Origin of the sequence: Nonomuraea sp. NPDC001636, from assembly GCF_040298265.1 — a bacterium.
Classification (GTDB): domain Bacteria; phylum Actinomycetota; class Actinomycetes; order Streptosporangiales; family Streptosporangiaceae; genus Nonomuraea.
Genome location: NZ_JBEOZT010000022.1, coordinates 183,228 through 206,704, shown reverse-complemented (window position 1 = coordinate 206,704; position 23,477 = coordinate 183,228). Strand labels below are relative to the sequence as shown.

Genomic DNA, 23,477 nt, shown 5'->3' with positions numbered 1-23,477 from the left:
GACTCACCGTCCAGGAAACCGGAGTGCTCACCTGCCGGCGGCTACCACCAAGGAGTCTGCCGGATGGCTTACTCCCAGAACTGATTAGGAACCCCCTGCCATGAGCAGCACCGTCTCGCCCACCCTGCGCCAGGTCGTCGGCCTGCCGGCCGAGCCCGCCCGGCTGGCCGACTCGACCCTCGTGCTGATCGACTACCAGAACACCTACAGCACCGGCGTCATGGCCCTGCCGGACGCCGGACAGGCTCTCGCGGCCGGCGCCCGCCTGCTGGAGCGTGCCCGCGCCGCCGGGGCGCGCGTCGTGCACGTCGTCAACGACGGCGGCCCCGGCAGCCCGTACGACGTCCGCGCCGAGATCGGGGCGATCAGCGCGCCGGTCGCGCCGCGCGACGGGGAGCCGGTGGTGGTCAAGACGTTCCCCGACGCCTTCCACCAGACCGAGCTCCAGGACGTCCTGGCGGGCATGGAGGCCGGGCCCGACCTGGTCCTGGCGGGGTTCATGACCCACATGTGCGTCACCTTCACCGCCCAGGGCGCCTTCCGGCTGGGCTACCGCCCCACGGTCGTCGCCGACGCCTGCGCCACCCGCGCACTGGCCGGCCCGAGCGGCGCGCCGCTGCCCGCCGACGTGCTGCACGAGGCCGCCCTGACGACCATCGGCGACCTGTTCGGCCTGGTGGTCCCCACGACCGACGCCCTGCCCGCCTGACCCGTCCCCGGCCGGTCACCTCTCCGGCTCGGGATCCGTCATCCACGTGACGGCTTCCCGCGACACGAAGAGGACTGATCGATGCCGGCCCGGGCGAAGGGCCGGGGCGTCGGTGACCTGAGTCCAGTCCGGGCCGCGGGGTCAGCCGGTGGCCGGGCGGCGGCGGCCGGCGGTCAGGCGGTCGGCCGGCGTCCGGTGACGCGCGGCGGAGGCGTCGGGCCGCCGGTCGGCGGTGCGCCCGGTGGCCACCAGGCGGTCGGCGGGCCGGTCCGTCGTGCGGCGCTCGTCCTGGTCGGTGGCGGGCTGGTCGGTGGCGGGCCGGTCGCCGGTGCGCTCGGCCAGCAGGCGGCGCAGTTCGCGGCGGCGGGCCAGCCTGCGGCCCGTCCCGGCGGCGATCAGGAAGGCGCCGAAGATGAACGCGGCCGCGGTGGCCGCCCCCGCGGCGAACAGCTCCAGGTCGCCCACCCGGAAGGTGACGCCCATCAGCGTCAGCGCGGCGGTGGCGGTGGTCGTCGTCTGGGTGAACAGGACGACCACGGCGGCCGACCCGGCGACCATGAGCAGCAGGCCGAGCAGGACCATGGTTCTCACTCTCCTCGAACGTCGGCGATCACGTTTCATTGCCGCTGCCCAGCATTTCTTTACTTATGTATGGGCATGCGTCCGGCGTCGAAGAAATGGCCGCGCATTCGCACCTGGAATGGCCGCGCGGAGCACCGCTAATTGCTTCGCGAAAAAATCCGCATTGAGCAGCGGCGCTGCGTCCGGCGGGCAGGTCACGGGGTTTGTCGGCCGATGGGCAGGGGAGAGCGGACCAAGAAGGGAAGTGATAGCAGTGAAAGTGGACACTTTCCGGCTCCTGGCGAACTCCGCAGGAGAAACGGTCGTGCTGCATCCGGCCGGGGACCTTGACCTGCACACCGCCGGCGCCATCGAGGACTGGGCGACCGGCTATCTCGACGGCACGCCGGCCGCCGTCACTTTGATCGATCTGTCCGACGTCGGCTTCATGGATTCGGCCGGACTCGGCGCGCTGATCGGCGCGTGGAAACGCATCACCGCCACGGGACGGACGGTGATGGTCGCCGCGCCGACCCCGCAACCGGCCAGACTGATGCGCATCACCGGCCTGGAAGGACGTCTCGGCGTACGCGCCACCGTCGCCGAGGCGCTGGAGGAGATCATTCCCAGACGGTCGCACGCGCCCGCCTAGGCGGCGCCCGTCCGCAGTGCGCGCGGCGTCAGCCGTTCCTCGCCTTGGCGTAGTCGGCGGCGCCGCCCGCGAAGTCGTACAGGACGACCTGTTCGTCCCCGACCACCCAGGCGTCGTGTCCGGGCGGGCAGACGAAGACCTCGCCCGGCCCCGCCTCGGCCTCGGTGCCGTCGTCCATGCGCAGGCGCATGCGGCCCGAGACCACGAAGCCGTTGTGGTGCACCTGGCAGGACGACGTGCCGGCGATCGGCCTGACGGACTCCGACCAACGCCATCCCGGCTCGAACGTGGCGACCCCGAAGGTCAGGCCGCTCAGCTCGCAGATCTCCAGGTGGCCCTTCGGGAAGTCGCGCCGCTCGTCGGGCTTGTCGATGCTCTTGACCTCAATCATGGCTCACCCCCTCGTCAGCTACCTTCTTACGCTGAATTGTCCATACCGAGGGGTTGGCCAGGGCAAATATCCCTTTGTGGGGATGGGTACGGCCCGCGACGGGGCCGTACCCATGACGTGCTGACTATCCGGCCCAGGGCAGCGAGTCGGACGGCCACGCCCGCTTCGTCTGCTTCTTGAGCGTCTCCTCAGGCGTGCCCACCGCGCAGCGGGTGCCCTGCGGCGGCACCTTCAGGTCGATGAGGTACTGGTCGATGATGTCGGTCTGGCACTTGTCCTTGCCGTAGATGCGGTGACCCCAGCCCTCGTAGGTGAGCAGCACGGCCTTCGCGCCGAGCTGGCGGGTGGCGTTGGCCGCCCAGATCCACGGCGTCGCCGGGTCGTGGATCGAGTTGCCGAGCAGCAGCGGGGCCTGGCCGGTGTACCGCAGCGAGTGCGGCGGGTTGGCGGGGGCGCCCGAGTTGAGGCAGATGGGCAGGTCGTCGGTCGGGTACGGGTGGTACTTCGTGTCCGGCGCCAGCAGGCCGGCGGTACGCATGAGGTCGGCGTACTCGGCGTAGCTGTTCACCTTGAGGTTGTAGTCCTGGCAAAGGATCCGGGTCGGCAGTTCGGCGACGTCACCCTCCACCGGGCCCCGGCCGGGCAGCGGGGGCACCCATTCGGGGGCCGGGCCGCCGTTCAGCCAGTTGATCACTTCGCTCAGGGTGCGCCAGTCGGGTCCCTCGTTGCCCAGCGCGGCGTTGTAGATGACCTGCAGCTCGGTCATCCGCTGACCGGTGCTGGGGTAGACCAGCTCGCCGCGGCGGGCCTTGTCCAGCAGGCTCTTCCAGATCGCGCGGATGTCGCGGCCGTTCAGCACGCAACTGGTGTCCTGCTCGCACCAGCCGACGAACTGGTCGAAGCCGTCCTCGACGGCCAGGGCCTCGGTGGCGAAGAAGCCCTTCACGCCGAGGCTGTGGTCCATGTTGCTGTCGAGGGCGAGCGCCCGGATGCGGCCGGGGAACAGCTCGGCGTACATCTGGCCGATCAGGGTGCCGTACGAGATGCCGTAGTAGGTGAGCTTCTCCTCGCCGAGGGCGGCGCGGAGGGCGTCCATGTCACGGGCCACGGAGACGGAGTCCACGTGGTCGTAGAGCGGGCCGGTACGGGCCCGGCAGTCCGGGTGCAGCTTCTTGGTGAAGGCGTTCCAGGCGTCGAAGTCGGCCTGGCTGCGCATGACGGTCGGCGGCATCTGGTTGTAGACCGACGCCGAGCAGATGACCGGGTGGCTGCGGCCCACGCCGCGCGGGTCGAAGCCGACGATGTCGAACCGCTGCTGCAGTTCCTCGGTGTAGGACCCGGGAGCGCCGTAGACGGCCTCCACGCCGGACCCGCCCGGACCGCCGGGGTTGATCACCAGCGAGCCGACCCTGGCGGCCGGGTCGGTGGCCTTGCGCCGCGCGACCGCGAGGTCGATCGAGGGCCCGCTCGGCTGTGCCCAGTCGATGGGCACGGTCAGCTTGCCGCACTCGGCGCTGGGCTCCTCCTCGCAGGGCGCCCAGGTGATGGCGTTCGTCGTGGTGGTGGCGGGGGTCGCGGTCGTCGCCGCGCTCGCCGCCGGAACCGGGATCAACGCCGCCAGCGCCACGAAGGCGGTGGCGAACAGTGGGAGTGTTCTCCGCAAAATGGGGCTCCAATCAACGGCCGGTGCGCCCCCCGTGGGCATCCGGCCGATCTTGATCATTGCGGTTCGTGGATGGAAATGACGGCAAAATCGGAAATTTCCTCAAAGTCGCCCGAGCGCGCCACGCGCCCCGAGCCCTCCGCCGGACCGGCGGATCACCCGATCCGGTAGGCGCGGATCACCGTCTGCTCCACGGTGTTGCCCCTGGTGTCGGCGGCGCGGGCGCGCAGGGAGACGAAGCCCGCCCCGGCCGGATGGCGCAGCCGTACGGCGCCGCCCGCGACCTTTTCCGCCCGCCAGGTGCGGCCGTCGTCGTAGGAGACCTCCACGGCCGGCTCCCGCGCCGCCCCCGCCTGCCCGCGCACGGACACCGGCACCGCGAACGCCCGGCCGGCGGGCGCGCCGCTCGTCCGGTCCAGCGCGGGCGAGAAGACGACGACCGGCAGCGGCAGCGCGCCGTCCCGGCCACCGGCCGAGCGGAACGTCCAGGCGATCGCCGTGCGGGTGGAGAGCAGCTCCGGGCCGCGCTCGGCCGCCACCTCCAGCCGGTAGGCCGCCTCCCCGGCCGGCACGCCGAACCGCGCCTGCAGACCGGGCTCCTCCGCCACCGGCTCGCCGTCCCGGTAGAGGGCGATCCGCGCCCCGGACACGCTCGACATCCCCGGATGACCGGCCCCGTCGGCGTACAGCAAGGGGGCTGCGGAGATCACGTCGCCCGCGCGGGAGACGGGAGGAGCGCCCTCCTCGGTGACCGGCGCGGGACCGAAGACACCGCGGTTCCAGGTCTCGTCGTAGGCGTGTCCCGCCTCGTACCTGCGGGGGATCGAGGTCAGGTCGGCTCCCCAGGTCGGGCCCATCTCGATGAAGTAGTGCTGCCAGCGGAGGCCGCCGCCGGTGTTGACGTACTCGGTGTGGGGGAAGGGGGGCCGGAACTCGGTCACGAACAGGATGCTGTAGAACCGTCCCTCCGCGGGCCAGGCGGCGCTCGCGGCGTTCGCGTCCGTGCGGCCCGCCGGGGCGCCGTAGTCCCTGCGGATCGTGGCCAGGTCCGCGCGCCCGACCCGGCGGCTGAAGCCGGTCGGCACCTGCCCCTGGACGAACCACGCCAGCCGGTACGCCTGAGCGCTGCCCGCCAGGTCGCCGTCCGGGCCCGGCACCGCCCACTGGCCGGCGACCCTGGTCCGCAGGTCGTACCGGCCGGACCCGACCTGCGCGGTGCGGATGCCGGGCGCGGCGTCGAACATGGTGGCCTCCGCGCCCAGGTAGTAGGGGGAACCGTCCCGGGTGCGGCCGCTGTAGGTCACCTCGGTCATCAGGTGCCTGGCCGCCGGATCGGGCGGCGCGATGGACACCGGGCGCGCCTGAGCCGGGTCCAGCCGCAGGGACTGATCCCGGTCCAGGCGCAGGCCGGGATGGACGAGCATGGTCAGACCCTCGCCGTCGGTGGTCCGGCTGTCGACGACGTAGGTGCCCTTGGCCAGCCGCAGCGTGACCTTGTCGCCCGGCTGGACGTCGACCGGGTTCCAGTCCTTCCGGTCGACGTCGGTCCGGTAGAGGGTGGTCAGCGCGTCCGCGGCGCCCGGCCGGTCGAGGGTCAGGTCGTAGCTCTCGACCTCCTTGACCACGGCGAGCGGCGTGCTCACGGTCGTGCCGTCCCCGGCGGTGGCCTCCAGGTAGCCGCCGAGCGGCCCGTCGGCCACGTCGCCGCGGGTGTCGGCGGTGACGGTCGCCTCCGCCCGGCCGCCCGCGGGGACGGTCAGCGTGCCGGGCGACACCTCGAACACGTCCGCGCCGGCCCGCGCCGACAGGCGCAGCGTCACCGGCTCAGGACCGTCGTTGCGGTAGGCGAGCTTCCTGGTGACCGGCTCGTCGTCGTCGTGCGGCCAGGCGAGCACGCCGAAGCTGACCGACGCGGGGGAGGCGGTCACCGTCTGGCCGATCGCGCGGCCCACGTCGAGGCGGCCCGCGCCCTGGGCGTAGATCCCGGTGCCGGGCTGCGGCCGGGCGGTGGCCATGAGGGCGGCCTTGAGCTGCTCGGGCGTCCAGTCCGGGCGCAGCCCGGCCAGGATCGCGGCCGATCCGGCGGCGTGCGGGGCCGCCATGGAGGTGCCCGACATCTCGACGTACGGGCCGTCGCCGGGGGAGTCCTTGCCGCGCGCGGCGCGGATGGCGACGCCCGGCGCGGTGAGGTCGGGCTTCAACGCCGAGTCGCCTGCGCGGGGACCGGCGCTGGAGAAGACGGCCAGGCGGTCGGCACGGTCCACCGCGCCGACCGACAGGGCCGCGTCCGCGGTGGAGGGCGTGGAGACGGTGCCCGGTTTGCCGTAGTTCCCGGCGGCCACGACGAACAGCACGCCGTACCGCTCGGTCAGCGTCCGGACGGCCTCCTCCAGCGGGTCCAGGCCGGGGGTGTCCGGCGAGCCGAGGCTGAGGTTGGCCACCTTGGCCCCCTGCTCGGCGGCCCACTGCATGCCGGCCAGGATCGCCGACTCCGCGCACCAGCGGTCGGCGCACACCTTGGCGTCCAGCAGGGTGGCGCCCGGCGCGACACCGCGGTAACGCTCGCCGGTCCCGGCGATGGTCGAGGCCACATGGGTGCCGTGCCCGGTGAGGTCGGCCGCGGTGTCCGTGTCGGTGAAGTTCCGGCGGGCCGCCACCTTGCCGGCCAGGTCGGGGTGGGTGTCGTCGATGCCGGAGTCCAGGACGGCGACCTTCACCCCGGCGCCCGTGTGGCCCTTCTCCCAGGCGGCGGGGGCGCCGATCTGCTTGACGCTGGCGTCCAGCGACAGGGTCGCCCGGCCGTCGAGCCAGATCTTCCCGGCGCCGGAGGCGAGCGAGGCCCGCAGGTCCGGCCAGGAGCCGGCGGCGGCGTCGAAGCGTACGGCGGCGCCGTTCACGGCGGGCAGGTCGCGGGTCACCGCCATGCCATGGGCGGCCAGGCCCGGCCGGCGGGCGGCGTCCGGGCCCGCGACGATGAGGGGCAGGGCGCCGGGGGCGTACTCCAGCAGGGTCGTCACGTCGAACAGGCGGGGGTCGAGCCGACCGGCGGCCAGCAGGGGGACGGCGTCGCCGGGCACGACGCGGAGCCGGTCGCCGATCTTCTCCGTGCTGAAGACGACGCCCGTACGGCCCTTGCCCGGCGCGACGCGCACGCCGTCGGCGACGAGACTCACCCGGTCGCCCGTGATCAGCGTCACGGTACGTGCGGGGCCGCCCGGCGGGGCCGGCAGCCCGGAAGGGACGGCTCCGAGGAGCGCGATGGTCAGCGAGACCGCTGTCGTTCTGAGGATCACATGTCTACTTGGCGGAATGCCCGCCCCCTCTTCACGGGCTGAGAGGGCGTGAAGAAGGACGGGCGCTCCCGCCAAGTAGGGGTGTGACACAAACCATGACGGTCGAGGACGAGCAGGCGATCGCCGAGTCCCTGCGCCTCCCCGAGCGGTTCGGGGTGCTCTACGACCGCTACTTTCCCGAGATCCACCGGTACGTCGCCGGCCGCCTCGGCACCCAGGCCGCCGACGACCTCACCGCGGAGATCTTCCTGGCCGCCTTCCACGGCCGGGCCGGCTTCGACTCCGGCCGTGGCGTGGTCCGCGGCTGGCTGTACGGCATCGCCACCAACGTCGTCGCCCAGCACCGCAGGAGCGAGCTGCGGAGGTTGCAGGCGATGCAACGGGCGCCGGAAGGGACGCTCAGCGGCGAACAGGCCGAGGACGGGCACGAGGACCTGGTCGCCGGCCGGCTGGCCGCGGCGGGCGTCAAGGACGACCTGGTGACGGCCCTGCAGGCGATGCCGGACGCCGACCGCGACGTCCTGCTGCTCCTGGCGCTGGCCGACCTGAGCTACCAGGAGATCGGCCAGGCCCTCGACATCCCCTCGGGAACGGTCGGTTCCCGGCTGAACCGCATCAGAAGGAAGCTTCGTGCCGCCCTGGGCGGCATCAATCCCCTGCTTGGAGACTCCCGTGGATGACCTGAACCAGGACCTGACCCTGATCCGCGACCTTTACGCGGCCCCGCCCCCCACCCCCGAGGTGCTGGCCGACGGCCGCGCCCGCCTCGCCGACGCCTACGCCTCCCCCATGGACGCCGGCGTCCGCCGGGAGGAGCGGCGTCCGGCGCTGCGGGCGCTGGGGGACGGCGGGAGGAGCCGGCGGCGCTGGCCGCTCGTGGGGGCGAGCCTGGCCGCGGCGGCCGCCGTCACCGTGGCCGCCACCTTCCTCACCGCCCCCTCGACGCCTTCGACACCCGCGGCGTCCGCGGCGCCCGCCCGGCTCTCGGCCGGTGACATCCTGCTGGCCGCCGCCGGCTCGGTCACCCCCGACGCGGGCGACGGCGCGTACTGGAGGCGCGACGGCGTCGCCGGCCGGTACGAACGCGCGCCCGGCGGCCACTACACCCTCAAGACCACCCGCTCGATCGAGCTCTGGCTCCCCAAGACGGCCGACCGCCCCACCTGGGTGATCCGCCAGGAGCTCGGCGCCAAGCCGGCGACGCCCGAGGACGAGACGGCCTGGCGCGCCGCCGGCTCCCCCCGAACCTGGACCCTGAGCCGAGGCACGCCCCCGGTGAAGCTGCAGGCCGGCCCCGGCGAGCGCGACGCCCTACGCGACGACACCGGCAAGACCCTCACCCTGCTGGGCACACCCATGACGCCCGCCACCCTGAACGCCCTGCCGACCACCCCGGAAGGGCTGCGCGACACCCTCGAACGCGTCGTGTCCAAGGGGTACGGCAAGGAGCGGGTGGACATGAACGCCCAGCTCTTCGAGACCGGCGTGCGGCTCGTCATGAACTTCCCGACCTCGCCGGAGGTGCGGGCGGCGACGTACCGGATGCTGGCCGCGCTCCCGGGGGCGAGCGCGGAGAGCGAGGCCACCGACCCGCTCGGCCGCAAGGGCCAGGCGGTCAGCCGGCCGGCCGGGCCGGGTGAGCGGTACCGGTTCGTCGTGGACACCGCCACCGGCCTGCCGCTGGCCCTGGAGTCGACGATCGGCCAGGACCGCTCGTACGAGGCGATCAGGACGGCCGCCTGGACCGACGAGGAGCCCCGGCTCCCGGCCCTGCGCTACGACGCGGATGGCGGCACGTCCCCGAAGGGGGCGGGCTACCGTGGCAAGCATGAGTAAAGGTGGATTACCCGGCACCGCCGCCACGGCCATCCTCGATTGGCGTCACCCCCGCGTCACCGCCATGGCCGCACGGCTCCCCGGAGCGGGGACGCCGCCGCGCGCCCTGGTACGCGCCGCGCACAGCCTGATCAGCCGGACCATCCGCCCGGTGTACGCGATGAACGACGAGCAGCCGGTCTCCGTGACCGTCGCCCGCGGCCGGGGCTCGTGCAGCCAGCGCATGGCCGTGCTGGAGGCGCTGGCCCGCGGCCGGGGGATCGCCACCCGCGTCAGGGGCCGGGTGGTCGACGGCGCGTTCTGGCACTCGCGCTTCCCCCGGATGCGGGCGCTGGTCCCCGACGACGTCATCCTGGCCTGGCCGGAGTTCCTGCTCGACGGGGGCTGGGTGCCGATCTCCGAGCTGTTCGACGGCCTGTGCGTCACCTCCGGCTTCGGCAACGACGGCCCGGAGACCCTCTTCGACGCCGTCACCCGGACGGTCGTGGACTGGGACGGCACGTCCTCGCCCCAGTGCGACCTGTCCGCCCGGGTCCGCGCGGACCTGGGGTACTTCGGCTCCCGGGACGAGCTGTTCCGGGAGCACGGCCAGACGTTGTGCCTGCCGGCCCGGCTGGTCGCCGATCCCGTGCTGAGCCGGCGCTCCGCCTAGGGCGGCGACGGACAGCGATCATCATCGCCGTCACGGCACCACCCACCCTCGTGCGGGAGGTGTCCCTACCGCCCGGCGCGCGCCGCCCTCTACCCGCCGGAACGGGCGATGGCCAGGACATGGCCGACGAGGGCGGCGTTGTCCGCGGCCGGGCCGCCGTCCGGGTCGAGCAGCGTGTCCTCCAGGCCGATCCGGGTGGCGAGGCCCAGCCGTACGGCCTCCGCCACGAGCGGCCACGTCGCCGGCCCCTCGCCGTGCAGCAGGCGGGGGGCGGGCGACCCGGCCAGGCGGTCCAGAATGGCCGCGGCCCGGGGGATCGCCTCCTCGGACGGCGCGTCGATCACCTCGACGAGGATGCGCGTCATCCGGCCGGCCAGCCCCGAGGCGGTCAGCGTCGCGGCGTCGGCCGGCGTCCACACCCCCGCCTCGACCCCGATCCCGGCCGCCAGCAACGTCCGCGCCAGCTCGCCGAACCCGGGCTCGGACAGGTTCACCGAGGCGAAGTCCGGACGGGCGCCGGCGGGCAGCTCCGCCCAGGCGGTCACCGCGTCCAGGCGGGCCGCGGCGTCGCCGCCAGTGATCCACAGGCCGGTGGACACGCCCACGGGCAGCCCCGGCGTCGCCGCCCGGACGGCCGACGTCGCCGCCCCGACGTCGGCGGCGGCCAGCGACTCGCGCCCCGCCGCGTCCCGCGGATGGACGTGCACCGCCCCCGCCCCCGCCCGCCGCACGGCCACGGCGTCGGCGGCCAGCTCGGCGGGCGTCAGGGGCAGCCGGGGGTGCTCGCCCGCCGCCCGGCTCCCGTTCAGACACGCTTTGATGAACATGGGCCCCATCCTTACCCGGGCGAACCGGGCTCAGGCGCGGCGTCCCGGCCGCCGCCCCGAGCTCTTTTTATGGCATCGGGCGGGGTTTCAGTGGGCGGCGTCCAGGCGGGCGCGCTGGTCGTCGGTCAGCTCCAGGTCCACGGCGGCCAGGCTCTCCTCAAGCTGGGCCACCGACGACGCCCCGACCAGCGGGATCACCGGGAACGCCGAGCCGATCTGCCAGGCCAGCACCACCTGGTTCAGGCTCGCCCCGCACTCCTTCGCGACCTCGCGCAGCACCGCCAGGCGGGCCGGGGTGCCGGGGTGGTCGTAGTCCGGCGGCACCTGCTTGTCCTGCCGGGTGTAGGCCCCGCCGAGCAGCGGCGAGTAGGCGACCAGGGTGAGGGCGGGCTCGGCGCGCAGGTAGCTCAGCAGCTCGGCTCCGGCGTGGCCGAGGCTGCCGTCCTGGAAGATCGACTCCGGCACGTCGAAGCGCGGGCGCAGCAGGCTGTGCTGGTACTGCAGCACCTCGTACCCGGGCAGCCCCGACGCGGCGGCCAGGGCGCGGGCCCGCTCCACCCGCCAGATGGCGTGGTTGCTCGCCCCGAGCAGGCCGACCGTGCCCTCGGCCACCAGGGCGCCGAAGCCCTCGACGGTCTCGGCCACCTCGACCGCGCGGTCCTCGATGTGGGCGTAGAGCAGGTCGATGCGGTCCACGCCGAGGCGTTCGCGGCTGCGCTCGGCCGACTCCCTGATGATCTTGGCGGACAGGCCCTCGGCGTTGTCGACGTAGCTGGTGCCCGGCGCGAGCGGCCGCGCGCCCAGCTTGGTGGCGATCACGATCTCGTCCCCGGCGCCGCTGCTGCGCCGCCAGCGGCCGAGCAGCTCCTCGCTCTGCCCGCCCTGGCCGCCGTCCACCCAGAAGGCGTAGTTGTCGGACGTGTCGATGAACGTCCCGCCGGCCTCGGCGTAGCGGTCGAGGATGGCGAACGACGTCTTCTCGTCGGTCACCGAGCCGAACAACATCGCCCCGAGGGCGAGCACGCTCACCTCGCGGCGGGTGTCCGGGTTCGTGCCGATCGTCCGGTACTTCATGCTGTCTCCCCAGTTCGTTACGTTCTGTACGAGGCCCCAGAACGGGAGTCTGGGGGCTGGAGCGAACTCCAGGTCAAGCCGGCGCGCGCCGTGCCGGCCCACCTCGGCTTCACCGCTTCGCACCCGGACAAGGCCCGCCTCATCCACGCGGCGCCGTACACGCTGGACCTCGGCCCGTACGCCGAGCGCATCGCCGCGGCCAAGGCGTCCCGGCTGTCGAGCGACCGCATCTGGTTGTCGCTCAGCGGTCGAGGGGCACGGCGGCGTTCCGGCCGAGAGGGAGGCTCGTCGGCGGTGGGGTGGTCGCCGGTATGATGGGGGCGGCTTCCCGTGCCGGGAGCCGCGGCGGTGGGGCCCGCCGCCTCCCGCCCGTCCGGGGGTAACCGCGGTGCCGCCGCCAACGGTCCCTGCCAGAGATGTGCCACGCTGGTAGGAGATGCCTCATGACCCAAGCTCGTCCCCCTGAACCTGAACCCGGCCGCGCGCATGCCGCCGAAGGGGCGGGGATCGGCGGCCCGTCCCCGGTCGAAGGCGGGGAGGCCGGTGGGGCGCACGCCGTCGGCGGCCCCGGCGCGCAGGTCGATCCGCGGGCCGCGGTCGATCCCGACGTCGACCTCCACGTGCCCGCCCAGCGCGGGGAGCTGGCCCGCGCCCCGGTCGCCACGCTGGCCGTCATCGCGGCCGGCGGCGTGCTGGGCGCGCTCGCCCGCTACGCCGTCCTGACCGCCTTCCCGGTGCCGCCCGGCGGGTTCGCCTGGCCGACGCTGGCCGTCAACGTCACCGGCTGCCTGCTGATCGGGCTGCTGATGGTGGCCATCACCGAGGTCTGGCAGGCCCATCCGCTGACCCGGCCGTTCCTGGGGGTGGGGGTGCTGGGCGGGTTCACCACGTTCTCCACCTCCATCGCCGACGCCCAGGGGGCGCTGGCCGCGGGGCAGCCGCGCACGGCGCTCGCCTACCTGGCCGTCACGCTGGTCACGGCACTGGCCGCGGTCTTCCTGGGCCAGCTGCTCGGCCGCGGGCTGCTCGGCCGGTTCGCCGCTGCCGCCGAGACCACTGCCGCCGAACCCGCTGCCGCCGAACCCGGTCCCGCCGAGGCCGTCCCCGACCAGGGCGCGCGGGCTCCGCGCGGCGGGAGGCGTCCGTGACGACGTTGCTGCTGGTGGTGCTGGGCGCCGCCGTGGGCGCGCCCGCCCGCTACCTGATCGACCGCGCCGTCCAGGCCCGGCACGACAGCCTGTTCCCGTGGGGCACCTTCACCGTGAACGTGACGGGGTCGGCGCTGCTCGGCTTCCTGCTGGCGCTGCCCGCCGCCGGCGGGGCGCAGGCCCTCCTGGGCACGGGCCTGTGCGGGGCGCTGACCACGTACTCCACCTTCGGTTACGAGACCCTGCGGCTGCTGCAGAACGGCGCCCGCACCTACGCCGCGCTCAACGCCGTGGCCAGCATCGCGGCCGGCCTCGGCGCGGCCTGGTGCGGCATCGCCCTCGCCCAGGCCGTCATCCCGTGAGCCGTCCTGGAAGTTCGACGGCGAGCGGCCGGCGCGTTTGACGATCACTCGACGGGAAAGCTGGAAGGGGCCGGCGCGTACCCCTTCCGACCTCCGACAGACGAGACGATCATGCTTGTGGAGTTCGAGCTGCGCTGTCCCATCAGCGCCGATCTGGCGTTCATCCGCGACCTGGTGCGCATCCACGGCCACCACAGCGGATTGTCCGGCGAGCGGCTGGAGGACCTGGTGCTCGCGGTGAACGAGGCCGTCACCAACGTCCTCGACCATGGCGGTTCGGCCGGCCTGGTCACCGCGACCCGGGACCCGGTCGGCGTCTGCGTGGAGATCCTGGACACCGCGGGCCGCCTGACCCCCGACCACCTCGACACCGCAGGCGTCGACCCGACCGCGTCCCACGGGTTCGGCCTGTGGGTGATCCAGCAACTGTGCGACTCGGTCGCGCTGGAGCGGACCGGCCTCGGCTCGCGGCTGCGGCTGCGCATGCTGGTGCCCTCGGAAACCCCCGGCGCCGCCGATCGCCGCCTCAGCAGCACCATGGCCGGCGGCGCCTTCCCCTGGTCCTAGCCCGGCCGGTGCCGGCCGGGCACGTTACCGGGTACACGAAGTCGGCATGTCAGTAATCATCCGATAACGTAGTGTGATGATGGCTGATGGGGGCGACGCCGGACACCGGCCGGAGGGCTCCGGTTCCGGCGCCCAGCCGGCGGAGTGGCTGCTGCGGGCCGCCTTCGAGGGCACGGGCATGGGCATCTACCTCACCGATCCCGCCGGCCGCATCACGTGGGTCAACCCGGGGGCGACGGCCCTGCTCGGCTTTCCCGCCGACGAGCTGCGCGACGCCGACGCGCACCAGACGCTGCACCGCCGCCTCGACGGCAGCCTCCCGCCCCGCTCCAGCTGCGAGCTGGTGGCGGTGTGCCGGCAGGACCGGTCCGTACGCTGCGAGTTCGCCACCTTCGCCACCGCCGGCGGCCGGCTGCTCCCGGTCGCCTGGCTGGCCTCGCCCATCCACCACGACGGCGAGCCGGCCGGCGTCGTCGTGGTCTTCATCGACGTCGTCGAACGCCTCGACGCGGCCGGCCGGCAGGCCGAAGAGCTCGCCCGTGCCCAGAAGCTGACCGAGCAGTTCCGCCTGCTGACCGAGATCAGCACCGTCCTCACCCAGACGCTGGACGTGCGCGAGGCGATGACGCGGCTCGGCCGGCTGCTGGTGCCGCGCCTGGCCGACTGGGCGGCGGTGGACATGTTCCTCGGGCCGCGCGAGCTGCGCCGCCTGGCCATGGCCTGCGCCGGGGCCACGCCGGTGGACCCGTCGTGGTTCGCCGAGCTGCCGTCGTTGCCGAAGGGCCCCTCGCGGTCGGCGCTGGTCCGGGTGCTGCGCGGGGAGCAGGCCCTGCTGCTGGGGCCGGAGCAGATCGCCGCGCCGCCCGACGGGCCGCTGGCCGCCGCCCATGACGCCCTGTTCAACGTGCTCGGCGGCTCGTCGGCGATCGTGGCGCCGCTGCGCACGCCGCGCCGCGTGCTGGGCGCGCTGACGGTGGCGCGCACCGACCCGGCGCGGCCGTACACGGAGGCCGACGTGGAGCTGGTGGCCGACATCGCCCGCACCGCGGCGCTGGCCGCCGACAACGCCTGCCTGTTCGGCCAGCAGCGCGACATCGTCGACACCATGCAGCGCCACCTGCTGACCGCGCTGCCCCAGGTCGATCACCTGCAGCTCGCCGCCCGCTACCTGGCGGCCCCGGCCGGTTCCCAGGTGGGCGGCGACTGGTACGACGCGTTCGTGCTCCCCGACGGCGTCACCGCGCTGGCCATCGGCGACGTCGCCGGCCACGACCTGGAGGCCGCCGGGCAGATGGCCCAGCTCCGCAACATGCTGCGCGCCCTGGCCTGCGACCACAAGGAGTCGCCCAGCCTGATCCTCGACCGGCTCAACAAGGTCATGGCCGTGGCCAGCGACGCCTCCACGGCCTCGGCCATCCTGGCCAGGATCGAGCCGCCCCAGCCGGAGAGCGACCCGGACACGCGGATCCTGCGCTGGAGCAGCGCCGGCCACCTGCCGCCGCTGCTGGTCACCGCGCAGGGGCAGGCCCGCTACCTGGAGGAGGGCCAGTCGCTGCTGCTGGGCGTGCATCTCGACGACGTGACCCGCCACGACGCCCTGGCGCCGCTGCCGCCGGGCAGCACGCTGCTGCTCTACACCGACGGGCTGGTCGAGGTGCCCGGAGTCAACCTGGACAACAGCCTGGCCCGGCTGCGCCGGCACGCCGCGACGCTGGCCCGGCGTCCGCTCCAGGACTTCTGCGAGCAGGTGCTCGCGCTGGCGCCGTCGCCGCGTACCGACGACATCGCGCTGCTCGCCCTGCGCCTGCCGCCGCGCGGGCAGTAGGCGGGACGTCGTCTCCGAGGCGTCAAGGGGCGGTGAGCGCGGCGTCGATCGACGGGCCGTGGCGCTCCAGCCACGCCTCGCGCCGCTTGATCAGGTCGCCGACGCCCTCCTCCCACATCCGGGCCCAGCCGCCGCCCTGTACCTCGGCGATCTGCCGCATCGAGAACCACGACCGCCGGGTACGCAGCACGGCCACCTCGACCAGGCGCGAACGGTCGACGCCGGACATCCCGTACGCGTCGGCGAGCAGGCGGCAGCGGCGCGGCACGTCCAGCCCGCGCAGGGGCGGGTCGGCGTCGGCCGGGTCGGCCAGCGGCGCCCAGTACGACATCGCGCTCATCAGCTCCTCCACCCGGGTGGCCGGCCTGGCGATGTCGAAGTCGATCAGCCCGGCCGCCACGCCGTCGCGGAACACGATGTTGTCCGGCGTGTAGTCCAGGTGCCCGACCAGCTCCGTCGGGTACGGCGGCGCGGGCGGCATGCCCGGCGGCTCGGTGAACCCGAAGTCCGCCCGCACGCCGTCGGGCGGCACGAACCCCGCCACCGCCTCGTGGTAGGCCCGGATCAGCCGGCCCACGGACGCCAGCCGCTCCTCGTCGGCCAGCCACGCGGGCCGCGGCTGCCCGGCCACCTCACCGGGCACGAAGGTCAGCACCTCGCGACCGGCGGCGTCGATGCCGAGGAACCGCGGCGCGCCCGCGAACCCGGCCTCCTCCAGGTGCCCCAGCAGGGCGTGGACCAGCGGGGCGTTGGGCCCCACGGGGCGGCGTACGGTGTCGCCGACGCGTACGACGCCTTCGGTGACGTCGCCGCCGAGGAGCGGGATCTCGGGTTGGGGCTCGGCGGGCTCGGTGTAGGTGGCGGAGCTCATGATTCCCTGGAGTGGTGAGGAAGTGGGCCGGTCATGATGTCAGGCGTGGGCGGCGGAGGGCAATCGTCCACGGCGGGCCGGAGGAGGACCTGGCGCACGATCTCCGCGACGGCGGCCGGGTGGGTGAGGTGCGGGTGGTGCCCGGCCCCCGGGATGACCGTCACAGGGAGGGTGCTGTCGGTCACCGGGTCCAGCTCGCCGGCCACGAGGTGCACGGGGACGGGGCCGCCGAGCAGCGTGCGGAGGGCGGCGCGCTCGGCCGGGCGGTGGGCGGCGCGCAGCGCGCGGGCGGTGCGCCGGGCGGCCCCGGGACGGCGGAGCCCGGCCGCGGCACTCACGACCGCCCGCCGCGCGTCCTCGGGCGGGGACGCCGGGCCGAGCAGGGTGGCCGCGAGCCGGTCGGGACCCGTCCTGCCGAGGAACGAGGCCGCGAGCAGCAGGGTGAGCGCGGACGGCCGGCGCTGGAGGAAGTACGGCGACAGCAGGATCAGGGCGGCGATCCGGTCAGGATGGGCGGCGGCGTACCGGAGCGCCGGGGCGGCGGCGGCCGAGTGCGCGACGATCACCGGACGGGTGCGCACGGGCTCCAGCAACTCGGCCAGCCAGTCCGCCGCCGCGCCCCCGGCGGGCGAGGAACGCCCCAGCCCCGGCAGATCGGCGACGAGCGCGGGAAACCGGTCCGAAACGGTTTCGGGGTGGGTCGCGGGTGGGGTGCTGTCCAGTTCGTCGAGCACGCCGTGCCAGGAGTCGCCGTCGAGCGGAAGCCCGTGCAGCAGGACCAGCCGCGGCGACGTACGCTCACCCGCCACGTACGTGCGCGACCCCGCCACGCTGTGGAAACCACCGGGACGTGCGGCCGGAGCGGCCCCGAAGCGGTCGGCGACCAGCCGGTCGGCCCAGCGGCGCAACGCGTACTCCACGGGTGGCTGCCGGAGCCCCGCGGACGCGGCGACCCGGTCGGCCGACGCCGTGTCGTACCGGTCCTCGGTCAGGAAGCCCAGCGTCTCGGGCTCGGCGCCGGTCAGCGCGGCCGGCAGGCGGCGGATCACGCCCACCGGCACGCGGACGCGCGGCGCGGGCACGCCGAGATGGTCCGCGAGCAGCCGGATCAGGTCGGGCAGGTCGGGCGTGGCGGGATCGAGCACCCAATGCAGCCCGCCGGGCTCGGGGTCGTGCTCGGGCACGGCGGCCATGAACCGGGCGAAATGGTCCACCGTCACCACCGGGACGAAGGTACGGGCGCCGCCCGGCAGCGCGGGCAGCCGCCCGGCCCACAGGTCGCGGACCAGCGAGGCCAGCCCGAGGTACTGGCCGGCCTCGCCGGTCAGCGAATGGCCGACGACGCTGCTCGGGTTCACCACGGTCAGCGGCACGCCGAGCCGCGCCGCGGCGACCCGGACGGCGGCGTCCCCCTCGGTCTTGGAGCCCTCGTACGCCCCTTTGTCCCGGTACAGGGCCGCCAGCTCGGCCTCCGGGAGCGGATGGCGCGGCCGCGGGTCCAGCCCGACGCGGTAGCCCGACACGTGCACCAGCCGGCGCAGCGCGGGACGGGCGGCGGCCCAGTGCAGCACGTTGAGCGCGCCTTCGACGTTGACCGCCCTGGCCTCCTCGCGTCCCATGCCGAAGCGGTAGACGCCGGCGGCGTTGAACACGTCCCGCACGCCCGCCGCCCCTTCGGCGGACGCGCCCAGCCCCAGGCCGGGCCCGGCCGTGACGTCGCCCTCGACGACGGTGAGCCGCGTGCCGGGCACGCCGCGCTCGCGCAGCCAGCGCCCCAGCCGGTCGTCCGCGCGGCGGACGACGGCCGTCACGGCGCGGCCCTGTTGCAGCAGGTGCAGGACCGTCCATCTGCCGACGAAGCCGGTCGCGCCGAACACCACGGCGTCTTCCATGACAATCCTCTCTAGACCGATCTGCATATTTTGCGGGCACGAAAAACCGCCGGCTCAGGCCAGCAGCCTGACGACCTGGCGGCGGACCCGTTCGATCGGCAGCCGGGACCGGCTCGCACGGGCCAGCACCAGCGCGCCCTCGATCATCGCGAGCACGGTCGCCGCCAGGTCGTCGGCGGTGTCGTCGGCGGTGTCGTGCTCGTCGGCGTGCAGGTGGTCGGCCGCGGCGTGCCCGTCGGCGCGCAGGGCGTCGGCCAGCCTGCGCTGCCAGCCTTCGTAGATGCCGGCGCAGACGCGCCGCAGTTGCTCGTTGGAGGAGGCGACCTCCAGGGCCACGGTCGCCACCGGGCAGCCCTTGGCGTACCCGGCCGCCACCATCCTGTCGGCCAGCGCGTCGAGGACGGCCGGCACGAGGTCCCGGGCGTCCGGCAGCGCGCCGGCCAGATCGTCGATCATGGCGTCGACCTCGCGCCCGGCGGCGGCGAGCGCCTCGCCCACCAGCTGGTCCTTGCCGCCGGGGAAGTGGTGGTAGAGCGACCCGCGAGGCGCGCCGGCCACCGCCAGCACCTCGTTGAGGCCGGTGCCGTGACTGCCCTGGGCCTCCACCAGCGTGCGGGCCGCCGCGATGATGCGCGCCCGCGTCTCGTCTCCCTTGACCGCCATGCGGGCCACAATAGACCGGTCTGCATATTTCTGTCCATGTGGCCGCCGGCGGTGGACCGGCCGCCCGGTGTCGTGAGGGGCGGCCGGCCCGGGGGATCAGGCGGCTTCGTGCTGGCGCTGGCAGTTGATGCAGAACCGGGCCAGCGGCCGGATCTTGAGCCGTTCGAACGGGATGCCCGCCTCGCAGTGCGCGCAGCGGCCGTACGAGCCGGCCGTCAGCCGGTCGCGGGCCTGGGTGAGCTCGGCGATGGCCCGGTCGGCGGTGGCGAGGGAGGCCAGCAGCTCCTGCCAGGTGTCGTCCGCGCCGTTGCCGTCCTGGGCCGCGGCCTGCAGGCCCAGCAGGTGGCGGCTGCGCCGCTCCAGCTGCTCGTCGATGTCCTGGCGCAGGGACTGGAGCTGCACGGTGCTGAGGTGGTGGGTCATGGTGGTTTCCTTTCCGCGCTGTGATTGCGGGGGTTCAGAGGGCGATGACGGGCGCCGCGGGGCGCAGGCACAGCCGCAGCAGGCCGCGGACGGTGGCGTGCTGCGGCTCCGGCGCGGCGTTGACCCGCGAGCGAAGGGCGGTGTGCAGGCGGTCCAGCAGCCGCGTCTGGAGCGCGCCCCCGCCGGTGACGGTCAGGCCGTTGTCGCGGACGGCCGGACGGAGGTGGGCCGGCTGGCGGCGCAGCAGGCCCGCGGTCATCTCCACGACGCCGTCCAGGGCGTCCGGCAGCAGGCCCGTGCTGGTCGTGGCGCTGAGCTGGAGCGCCGCCGCGTCGCTGACCGCGCCGCCGCTGACGACGACGGCCTCGACGATGCCCGCCCCCACGTCCAGCAGCAGGTACGGCCCCGGCCCCGCGACGTCCAGACCGGCGCCGGCGGCGGCGGCCAGCGGCGCCTCGACCAGCGTCACCTGGCAGCCGGCCGCCTCGGCGACGGCCGCGCGCACCGCCTGACGGTCGCTGCCCGTCGCGGCCCTCGGCACCGCGGCCATCACGTGCTCCAGCGGCCGGCCGCCGGCCAGCCAGGCGTCCTGCAGCACGAGATGCACCAGCCGCAGGCAGGCGCCCGGGTCGACGACCATGCCCCGGCGGATCGGGCGGACCGGGATCCCGGCCGCGCTCTCCGGCGACGGGACGACGACCGCCGAGGGACGGTCGGCGATGGCGAACCCGTCCAGGGACAGCGAACGGGTGCGTGAGGTGCCCAGGTCGAGCACCACGTGGGCGCGGTGCACCGCGGATGTTCGCGGTGAGTGTCGGTGGACTGATCCGGCGTCGGACATGACGATGATCGGCTCCTTGCTCTGACGCGGAGAACTCGTACGCGAAAGACGAGAGAAAAGGGGCGCATCCCGCACGCGGGGACGCCACGACGGCGACCTCCGGCCGTACGGGAACGCACGTCAAGGACGTGCGGCACGCGCGAGGACGAGCGCGGAACCCGCGGGCGGCCGGGCGACGCGTGGACCCGGCCGTGCGAAGGCCGGGCGCGACGACCGGCCCCGCGGCGCGCTGGGCGGGCCGGGAGGCGGCGACTCGTGAAGAGGGAGGGAGCTAGATCAGCGGCGGGCTGCGCGAGCCCGCGGTGCGGTGCCCGACCTGCTGCGGGTCGCGGATCGCGGCCGCGTCGGAACCGGGCGCGGGGAGCAGCGCGAGGTGCGCGGCCTCGGCGTGCCGCGCGCCGCGCAGCGGCGGCCACAACGACAGCACGTGGTGCTCACGGCCGCTGGACGCCTGGGGCGGCAGGCTGGGCATCCGGTCGGCGCTCTTGTCCGGGGTCCATTCGTGACCGGCGGACAGAGGGCGCGGGGTCGTCTGGTCGTCGGCGTAGGAAGGGCCGGCGACCAGCAGGGACAGCAGAACCAGGCCCACCACGCAGCACAGCGCGATGGGGCCTCGTGGCGCTCTGCACGGTCCCGTCATAAGGCCGACCATAGCCCAGCCGGTGAGAAAAGGCATTACCGTCCGGTTTCCCGTTACGGCGGTATGGCGCGCGGTCGGCGGGGAGGCGGGGCAGGGGCGTCCGGAGGGGCTTCCGGTGCTGGTGGGGGCGGGGGCGTGCGGGGCGGGGCACGCGGAGGTGCGGGTGTGCGGGACGGAGGCGTGCGGGACGGAGGCGTGCGGGACGAGGGCAGCAGGGCGGGGACAGCAGGGCGGGGACAGCAGGGCGGGGACAGCAGGGCGGGGACAGCAGGGCGGGGTTCGCCGGGACATGGGCGCGTGGCCGGTCGCCGGACCGGGAGCCGGTCTTCGTCCGGACGGCCGGTGTGCGCATGTCGCCGGGAACCCCGCCGTTCAGCGTGCTGGTGTGTCAGCGGGAACTTCGCCGCGGGTCATTTAGAACCCGTCGAAGTTCTCGCCCCACTCGCCCCAGTCGTCGTCCTCGTTGTGGTCGTCGTCCTGGCCATGGTCGTCGCGGCCGTGGTCGTCGTCGTGACGGTCCGGCTTGTGGACGGAGCGGCCGGGAGGGCCTTCCGGACCACGCGGGCCCTGGGGACCACGCGGGCCTACGCGGTGGTGGTGGCCGTGGTCGTGGTCGTCGTGGTCGTGACCGCCGCCCCACCAGCCGCCCCAGCGCGGGCCCCACCAGCGAGGACCGCAGTGTCGCCAGCCGCAGCCGCCCCGGAGGACCGGCTTCTCATCGGCTGGGCTCTGATACGACGCCGTGCCGGCCGTGCTGGCCTGGGCGGCCGGCATCTGGCCGCCACCCAGCAGCAGGCACGCGCTCGTGGCGAGCACGGCCGCCGGCTTCTTCATCATTGATTTCATCGCGCTTTCCGTTCAGAAGTTTCCAGAACCGCCGCGGGACTTCTCGACTGCCGTCGGTCTCCGGCATGAGCAGTCTTACCCGCGCATTGAGTTCGGAGTTCTGACAAGACAGGCATGAGCTGCTAAAGCTTGACCAGATTTACCAGGCCCTTAGAGCCGACTTGTCCAGTTTTATTGCGACAAGAAGTGGTGGTGTCGCTTTACTGTGACTCGATCATTCCCTAGCAGTGTCGCCCCGAAAATGCGGCGCTGCCGGGAAGATGCGCTCCGGGCGGCCGGCGCCGCGGGCACGGGGGTGCCGGTTTGGCCGGACGTCCGCTATCGTCACTGTCGTACTCGGACTAGACAGTGAGGTTGAGCGTGACGGAACGTGTGGACGTACGGCTGGAACCGCTGACCGGCGAGCAGGCGCTCGCGCGCCGGGCGGAGCTGATCGACCTCTACCGCGAGGTGTTCACCGGGCCGCCGTGGAACGAGGGGGAGGGCGAGGTCGCCGAGTTCGGCGTCCGGTTCGCCGCCGACGCGGCCCGGCCCGGCTTCCGCGTGGTGCTGGCCGTCGACGGCGCGGGTCCGTGCGGGTTCGGGACGGCCTGGCCGACCGCGACCCCGCTGCCGCGCACCCGCAGTTACGGCAAGGTGCTCGCGGCGCTCGGCTCGGACGGGGTGTCCCGGATGCTGGCCGGCGCCCTCCAGGTTGACGAGCTGGCGGTCGCGCCGCGCGCCCGCGGCCGGGGTCTGGCCGGGCGCATTCTGCACCTTCTGTGCGGCGAAAACCGAAGCTGGCTACTGACCTCCGTGAACGCCCCCGACGCCATTCGCCTGTACGAACGCCTGGGGTGGCAACGGGCGGGCGAGAACGAGGGAATTGTCGTATTCATCAAGCCCGAGTAACCACGAACTTTCACGCAATCTCTAGACTAGTACCGATATCCAGAACAAATCCCCACGAATATCGAATAAGCCAGACATCACCTCCCAGGAAACTTGCAGGACAAACCACCCAGGCTAAAGACATAACCGCCAAATGCCCCCGTGCTGCTCCCGCCGTGCCGCGCTGCCCACGCTGCGCCCCAGTGAGCTGGGTCCCAGCGCTGCGCGCCAGCGGGCTGGGCCCCGTGCTGCCCCTCATCGTGCTGCGCGCCTGCCCCCCCGCTGCCCCGCCGTCGCCCCTGCCGTCGCTGTGAGGGGATTTGCGTTTGAGTGCGCTCGAAGTTCTACCGTTTCGGACATGACGAACGTTGCTGAAGGATCTGACCGTGAACAGCGCTACGAGCACGGCCTGGAGGTGCTGCGGAAGGTCGACGGCGAGGCCGGGCAGCGGGTCGTGGACGCCCTTGCCGACATCTCGCCCGAGCTGGCCCACCAGGTGGTCGCCTGGGCCTTCGGTGAGATCTACGACCGCCCCGGCCTGGCCCCCCGCGACCGCCAGTTGGTGACCCTGGGCGCGCTCACCGCGCTCGGCGGCTGCGAACCCCAGCTCGACGTGCACATCAACGCCGCCCTGAACGTCGGCCTGACGCCCGATGAGATCACGGAGTCCCTGTTGCACTCGGCCGTCTACTGCGGCATGCCACGTGCGCTCAACGCGACCTTCGTCGCCAAGAAGGTCTTCGCCGAACGCGGCCTGCTCCCCGCACCGGACGGCACGGCCTGACCCCAGGCTCCCGCGCGCCCCGATCCGGCCGGTGACAGCGGGCTGCCCGCCCGGTCCGGCCCGATCCGGCCGGGACAGGGGGCTGCC

25 protein-coding genes are annotated in these 23,477 nt (G+C 73.9%); 12 read left to right on the top strand and 13 right to left on the bottom strand.

Features of this window, described 5'->3' with window-relative positions:
• Positions 1-100 precede the first annotated feature (100 nt).
• Positions 101-709: a cysteine hydrolase family protein gene (locus ABT158_RS34585; RefSeq protein ID WP_352360766.1), complete on the top strand. Its 609-nt coding sequence runs from the start codon at positions 101-103 to the stop codon at positions 707-709.
• Between the two features lie 141 nt (positions 710-850).
• Here the strand turns inward: ABT158_RS34585 and ABT158_RS34580 are convergent, their stop codons facing one another.
• Positions 851-1,300 carry a hypothetical protein gene (locus ABT158_RS34580; RefSeq protein WP_352360774.1) on the bottom strand — a complete coding sequence of 150 codons (450 nt, stop codon included), beginning with the start codon at positions 1,298-1,300 and terminating at the stop codon, positions 851-853.
• Between ABT158_RS34580 and ABT158_RS34575 the strand changes: the two genes are divergently transcribed.
• Positions 1,266-1,922, top strand: a complete 657-nt coding sequence (locus ABT158_RS34575) for an STAS domain-containing protein (RefSeq protein WP_352360764.1) — start codon at positions 1,266-1,268, stop codon at positions 1,920-1,922. The genes ABT158_RS34580 and ABT158_RS34575 overlap by 35 nt on opposite strands.
• A 28-nt stretch (positions 1,923-1,950) precedes the next feature.
• Here ABT158_RS34575 and ABT158_RS34570 read toward each other — a convergent pair whose 3' ends face one another.
• From ABT158_RS34570 to ABT158_RS34560, 3 genes are all read right to left on the bottom strand, one after another.
• Positions 1,951-2,313, bottom strand: coding sequence for a cupin domain-containing protein (locus ABT158_RS34570; RefSeq protein ID WP_352360762.1), 363 nt, complete (start codon positions 2,311-2,313; stop codon positions 1,951-1,953).
• A 124-nt stretch (positions 2,314-2,437) separates the two neighbouring features.
• A complete protein-coding gene (locus tag ABT158_RS34565; RefSeq protein ID WP_352360760.1) occupies positions 2,438-3,976 on the bottom strand; it encodes an alpha/beta fold hydrolase in 1,539 nt (512 codons plus the stop codon).
• A 155-nt stretch (positions 3,977-4,131) separates the two neighbouring features.
• Positions 4,132-7,269, bottom strand: coding sequence for a S8 family serine peptidase (locus ABT158_RS34560; RefSeq protein ID WP_352360758.1), 3,138 nt, complete (start codon positions 7,267-7,269; stop codon positions 4,132-4,134).
• 95 nt (positions 7,270-7,364) lie between these two features.
• Here ABT158_RS34560 and ABT158_RS34555 point away from each other — a divergent pair, with 95 nt between their 5' ends.
• Genes ABT158_RS34555 through ABT158_RS34545 form a run of 3 tightly spaced genes read left to right on the top strand, consistent with a single transcriptional unit; the run spans position 7,365 to position 9,757 of the window.
• Positions 7,365-7,949 (top strand): RNA polymerase sigma factor, encoded by a 585-nt coding sequence (locus tag ABT158_RS34555; protein WP_352360756.1) that lies wholly within the window; start codon positions 7,365-7,367, stop codon positions 7,947-7,949.
• Entirely contained in the window at positions 7,942-9,105 is a 1,164-nt protein-coding gene (locus tag ABT158_RS34550) for a CU044_5270 family protein (RefSeq protein ID WP_352360754.1), read from the top strand. Before ABT158_RS34555 ends, ABT158_RS34550 begins: the two co-directional genes overlap by 8 nt.
• Positions 9,098-9,757 carry a transglutaminase-like domain-containing protein gene (locus ABT158_RS34545; RefSeq protein ID WP_352360752.1) on the top strand — a complete coding sequence of 220 codons (660 nt, stop codon included), beginning with the start codon at positions 9,098-9,100 and terminating at the stop codon, positions 9,755-9,757. The genes ABT158_RS34550 and ABT158_RS34545 overlap by 8 nt, the downstream gene beginning before the upstream one ends.
• A gap of 89 nt (positions 9,758-9,846) precedes the next feature.
• Here the strand turns inward: ABT158_RS34545 and ABT158_RS34540 are convergent, their stop codons facing one another.
• Positions 9,847-10,584, bottom strand: a complete 738-nt coding sequence (locus ABT158_RS34540) for a 3-keto-5-aminohexanoate cleavage protein (RefSeq protein ID WP_352360750.1) — start codon at positions 10,582-10,584, stop codon at positions 9,847-9,849.
• A gap of 87 nt (positions 10,585-10,671) precedes the next feature.
• Entirely contained in the window at positions 10,672-11,658 is a 987-nt protein-coding gene (locus ABT158_RS34535) for an aldo/keto reductase (RefSeq protein ID WP_352360748.1), read from the bottom strand.
• 90 nt (positions 11,659-11,748) lie between these two features.
• On the opposite strand from ABT158_RS34535, the gene ABT158_RS34530 reads away from it, so the two are divergent.
• The 5 genes from ABT158_RS34530 to ABT158_RS34510 all read left to right on the top strand — a co-directional run bounded on the left by ABT158_RS34530 (position 11,749) and on the right by ABT158_RS34510 (position 15,560).
• Positions 11,749-11,973 carry a hypothetical protein gene (locus ABT158_RS34530; protein WP_352360746.1) on the top strand — a complete coding sequence of 75 codons (225 nt, stop codon included), beginning with the start codon at positions 11,749-11,751 and terminating at the stop codon, positions 11,971-11,973.
• 128 nt (positions 11,974-12,101) lie between these two features.
• Positions 12,102-12,806, top strand: a complete 705-nt coding sequence (locus ABT158_RS34525; RefSeq protein WP_352360744.1) for a fluoride efflux transporter FluC — start codon at positions 12,102-12,104, stop codon at positions 12,804-12,806.
• Positions 12,803-13,168 carry a fluoride efflux transporter CrcB gene (gene crcB / locus ABT158_RS34520; RefSeq protein WP_352360742.1) on the top strand — a complete coding sequence of 122 codons (366 nt, stop codon included), beginning with the start codon at positions 12,803-12,805 and terminating at the stop codon, positions 13,166-13,168. Before ABT158_RS34525 ends, crcB begins: the two co-directional genes overlap by 4 nt.
• A 111-nt stretch (positions 13,169-13,279) precedes the next feature.
• The gene (locus ABT158_RS34515; protein WP_352360740.1) at positions 13,280-13,735 is read left to right on the top strand and encodes an ATP-binding protein; all 456 of its coding nucleotides are present in this window, start codon (positions 13,280-13,282) and stop codon (positions 13,733-13,735) included.
• Positions 13,736-13,811: 76 nt separating this feature from the next.
• Positions 13,812-15,560 (top strand): SpoIIE family protein phosphatase, encoded by a 1,749-nt coding sequence (locus ABT158_RS34510; protein ID WP_352360738.1) that lies wholly within the window; start codon positions 13,812-13,814, stop codon positions 15,558-15,560.
• Positions 15,561-15,582: 22 nt separating this feature from the next.
• On the opposite strand, the gene ABT158_RS34505 is transcribed toward ABT158_RS34510, so the two are convergent.
• The 7 genes from ABT158_RS34505 to ABT158_RS34475 all read right to left on the bottom strand — a co-directional run bounded on the left by ABT158_RS34505 (position 15,583) and on the right by ABT158_RS34475 (position 21,736).
• Entirely contained in the window at positions 15,583-16,431 is an 849-nt protein-coding gene (locus ABT158_RS34505; RefSeq protein WP_352360736.1) for a phosphotransferase, read from the bottom strand.
• Positions 16,428-18,323, bottom strand: coding sequence for an alpha/beta fold hydrolase (locus tag ABT158_RS34500; protein WP_352360734.1), 1,896 nt, complete (start codon positions 18,321-18,323; stop codon positions 16,428-16,430). The genes ABT158_RS34505 and ABT158_RS34500 overlap by 4 nt, the downstream gene beginning before the upstream one ends.
• A gap of 54 nt (positions 18,324-18,377) precedes the next feature.
• Complete coding sequence (locus ABT158_RS34495) at positions 18,378-18,986, bottom strand: TetR/AcrR family transcriptional regulator (protein ID WP_352360732.1); 609 nt, start codon at positions 18,984-18,986, stop codon at positions 18,378-18,380.
• Positions 18,987-19,082: 96 nt separating this feature from the next.
• Positions 19,083-19,409 (bottom strand): TraR/DksA family transcriptional regulator, encoded by a 327-nt coding sequence (locus tag ABT158_RS34490; protein WP_352360730.1) that lies wholly within the window; start codon positions 19,407-19,409, stop codon positions 19,083-19,085.
• Between the two features lie 34 nt (positions 19,410-19,443).
• Positions 19,444-20,202 carry a rod shape-determining protein gene (locus ABT158_RS34485; protein ID WP_352360728.1) on the bottom strand — a complete coding sequence of 253 codons (759 nt, stop codon included), beginning with the start codon at positions 20,200-20,202 and terminating at the stop codon, positions 19,444-19,446.
• A 319-nt stretch (positions 20,203-20,521) separates the two neighbouring features.
• On the bottom strand, positions 20,522-20,842 hold the full coding sequence (locus tag ABT158_RS34480) for a hypothetical protein (protein WP_352360726.1): 321 nt from the start codon (positions 20,840-20,842) through the stop codon (positions 20,522-20,524).
• 462 nt (positions 20,843-21,304) lie between these two features.
• Entirely contained in the window at positions 21,305-21,736 is a 432-nt protein-coding gene (locus ABT158_RS34475) for a hypothetical protein (RefSeq protein WP_352360724.1), read from the bottom strand.
• A gap of 360 nt (positions 21,737-22,096) precedes the next feature.
• On the opposite strand from ABT158_RS34475, the gene ABT158_RS34470 reads away from it, so the two are divergent.
• Positions 22,097-22,627 carry a GNAT family N-acetyltransferase gene (locus tag ABT158_RS34470; protein ID WP_352360722.1) on the top strand — a complete coding sequence of 177 codons (531 nt, stop codon included), beginning with the start codon at positions 22,097-22,099 and terminating at the stop codon, positions 22,625-22,627.
• Between the two features lie 337 nt (positions 22,628-22,964).
• Positions 22,965-23,390, top strand: coding sequence for a carboxymuconolactone decarboxylase family protein (locus tag ABT158_RS34465; RefSeq protein ID WP_352360720.1), 426 nt, complete (start codon positions 22,965-22,967; stop codon positions 23,388-23,390).
• Positions 23,391-23,477: the final 87 nt, after the last annotated feature.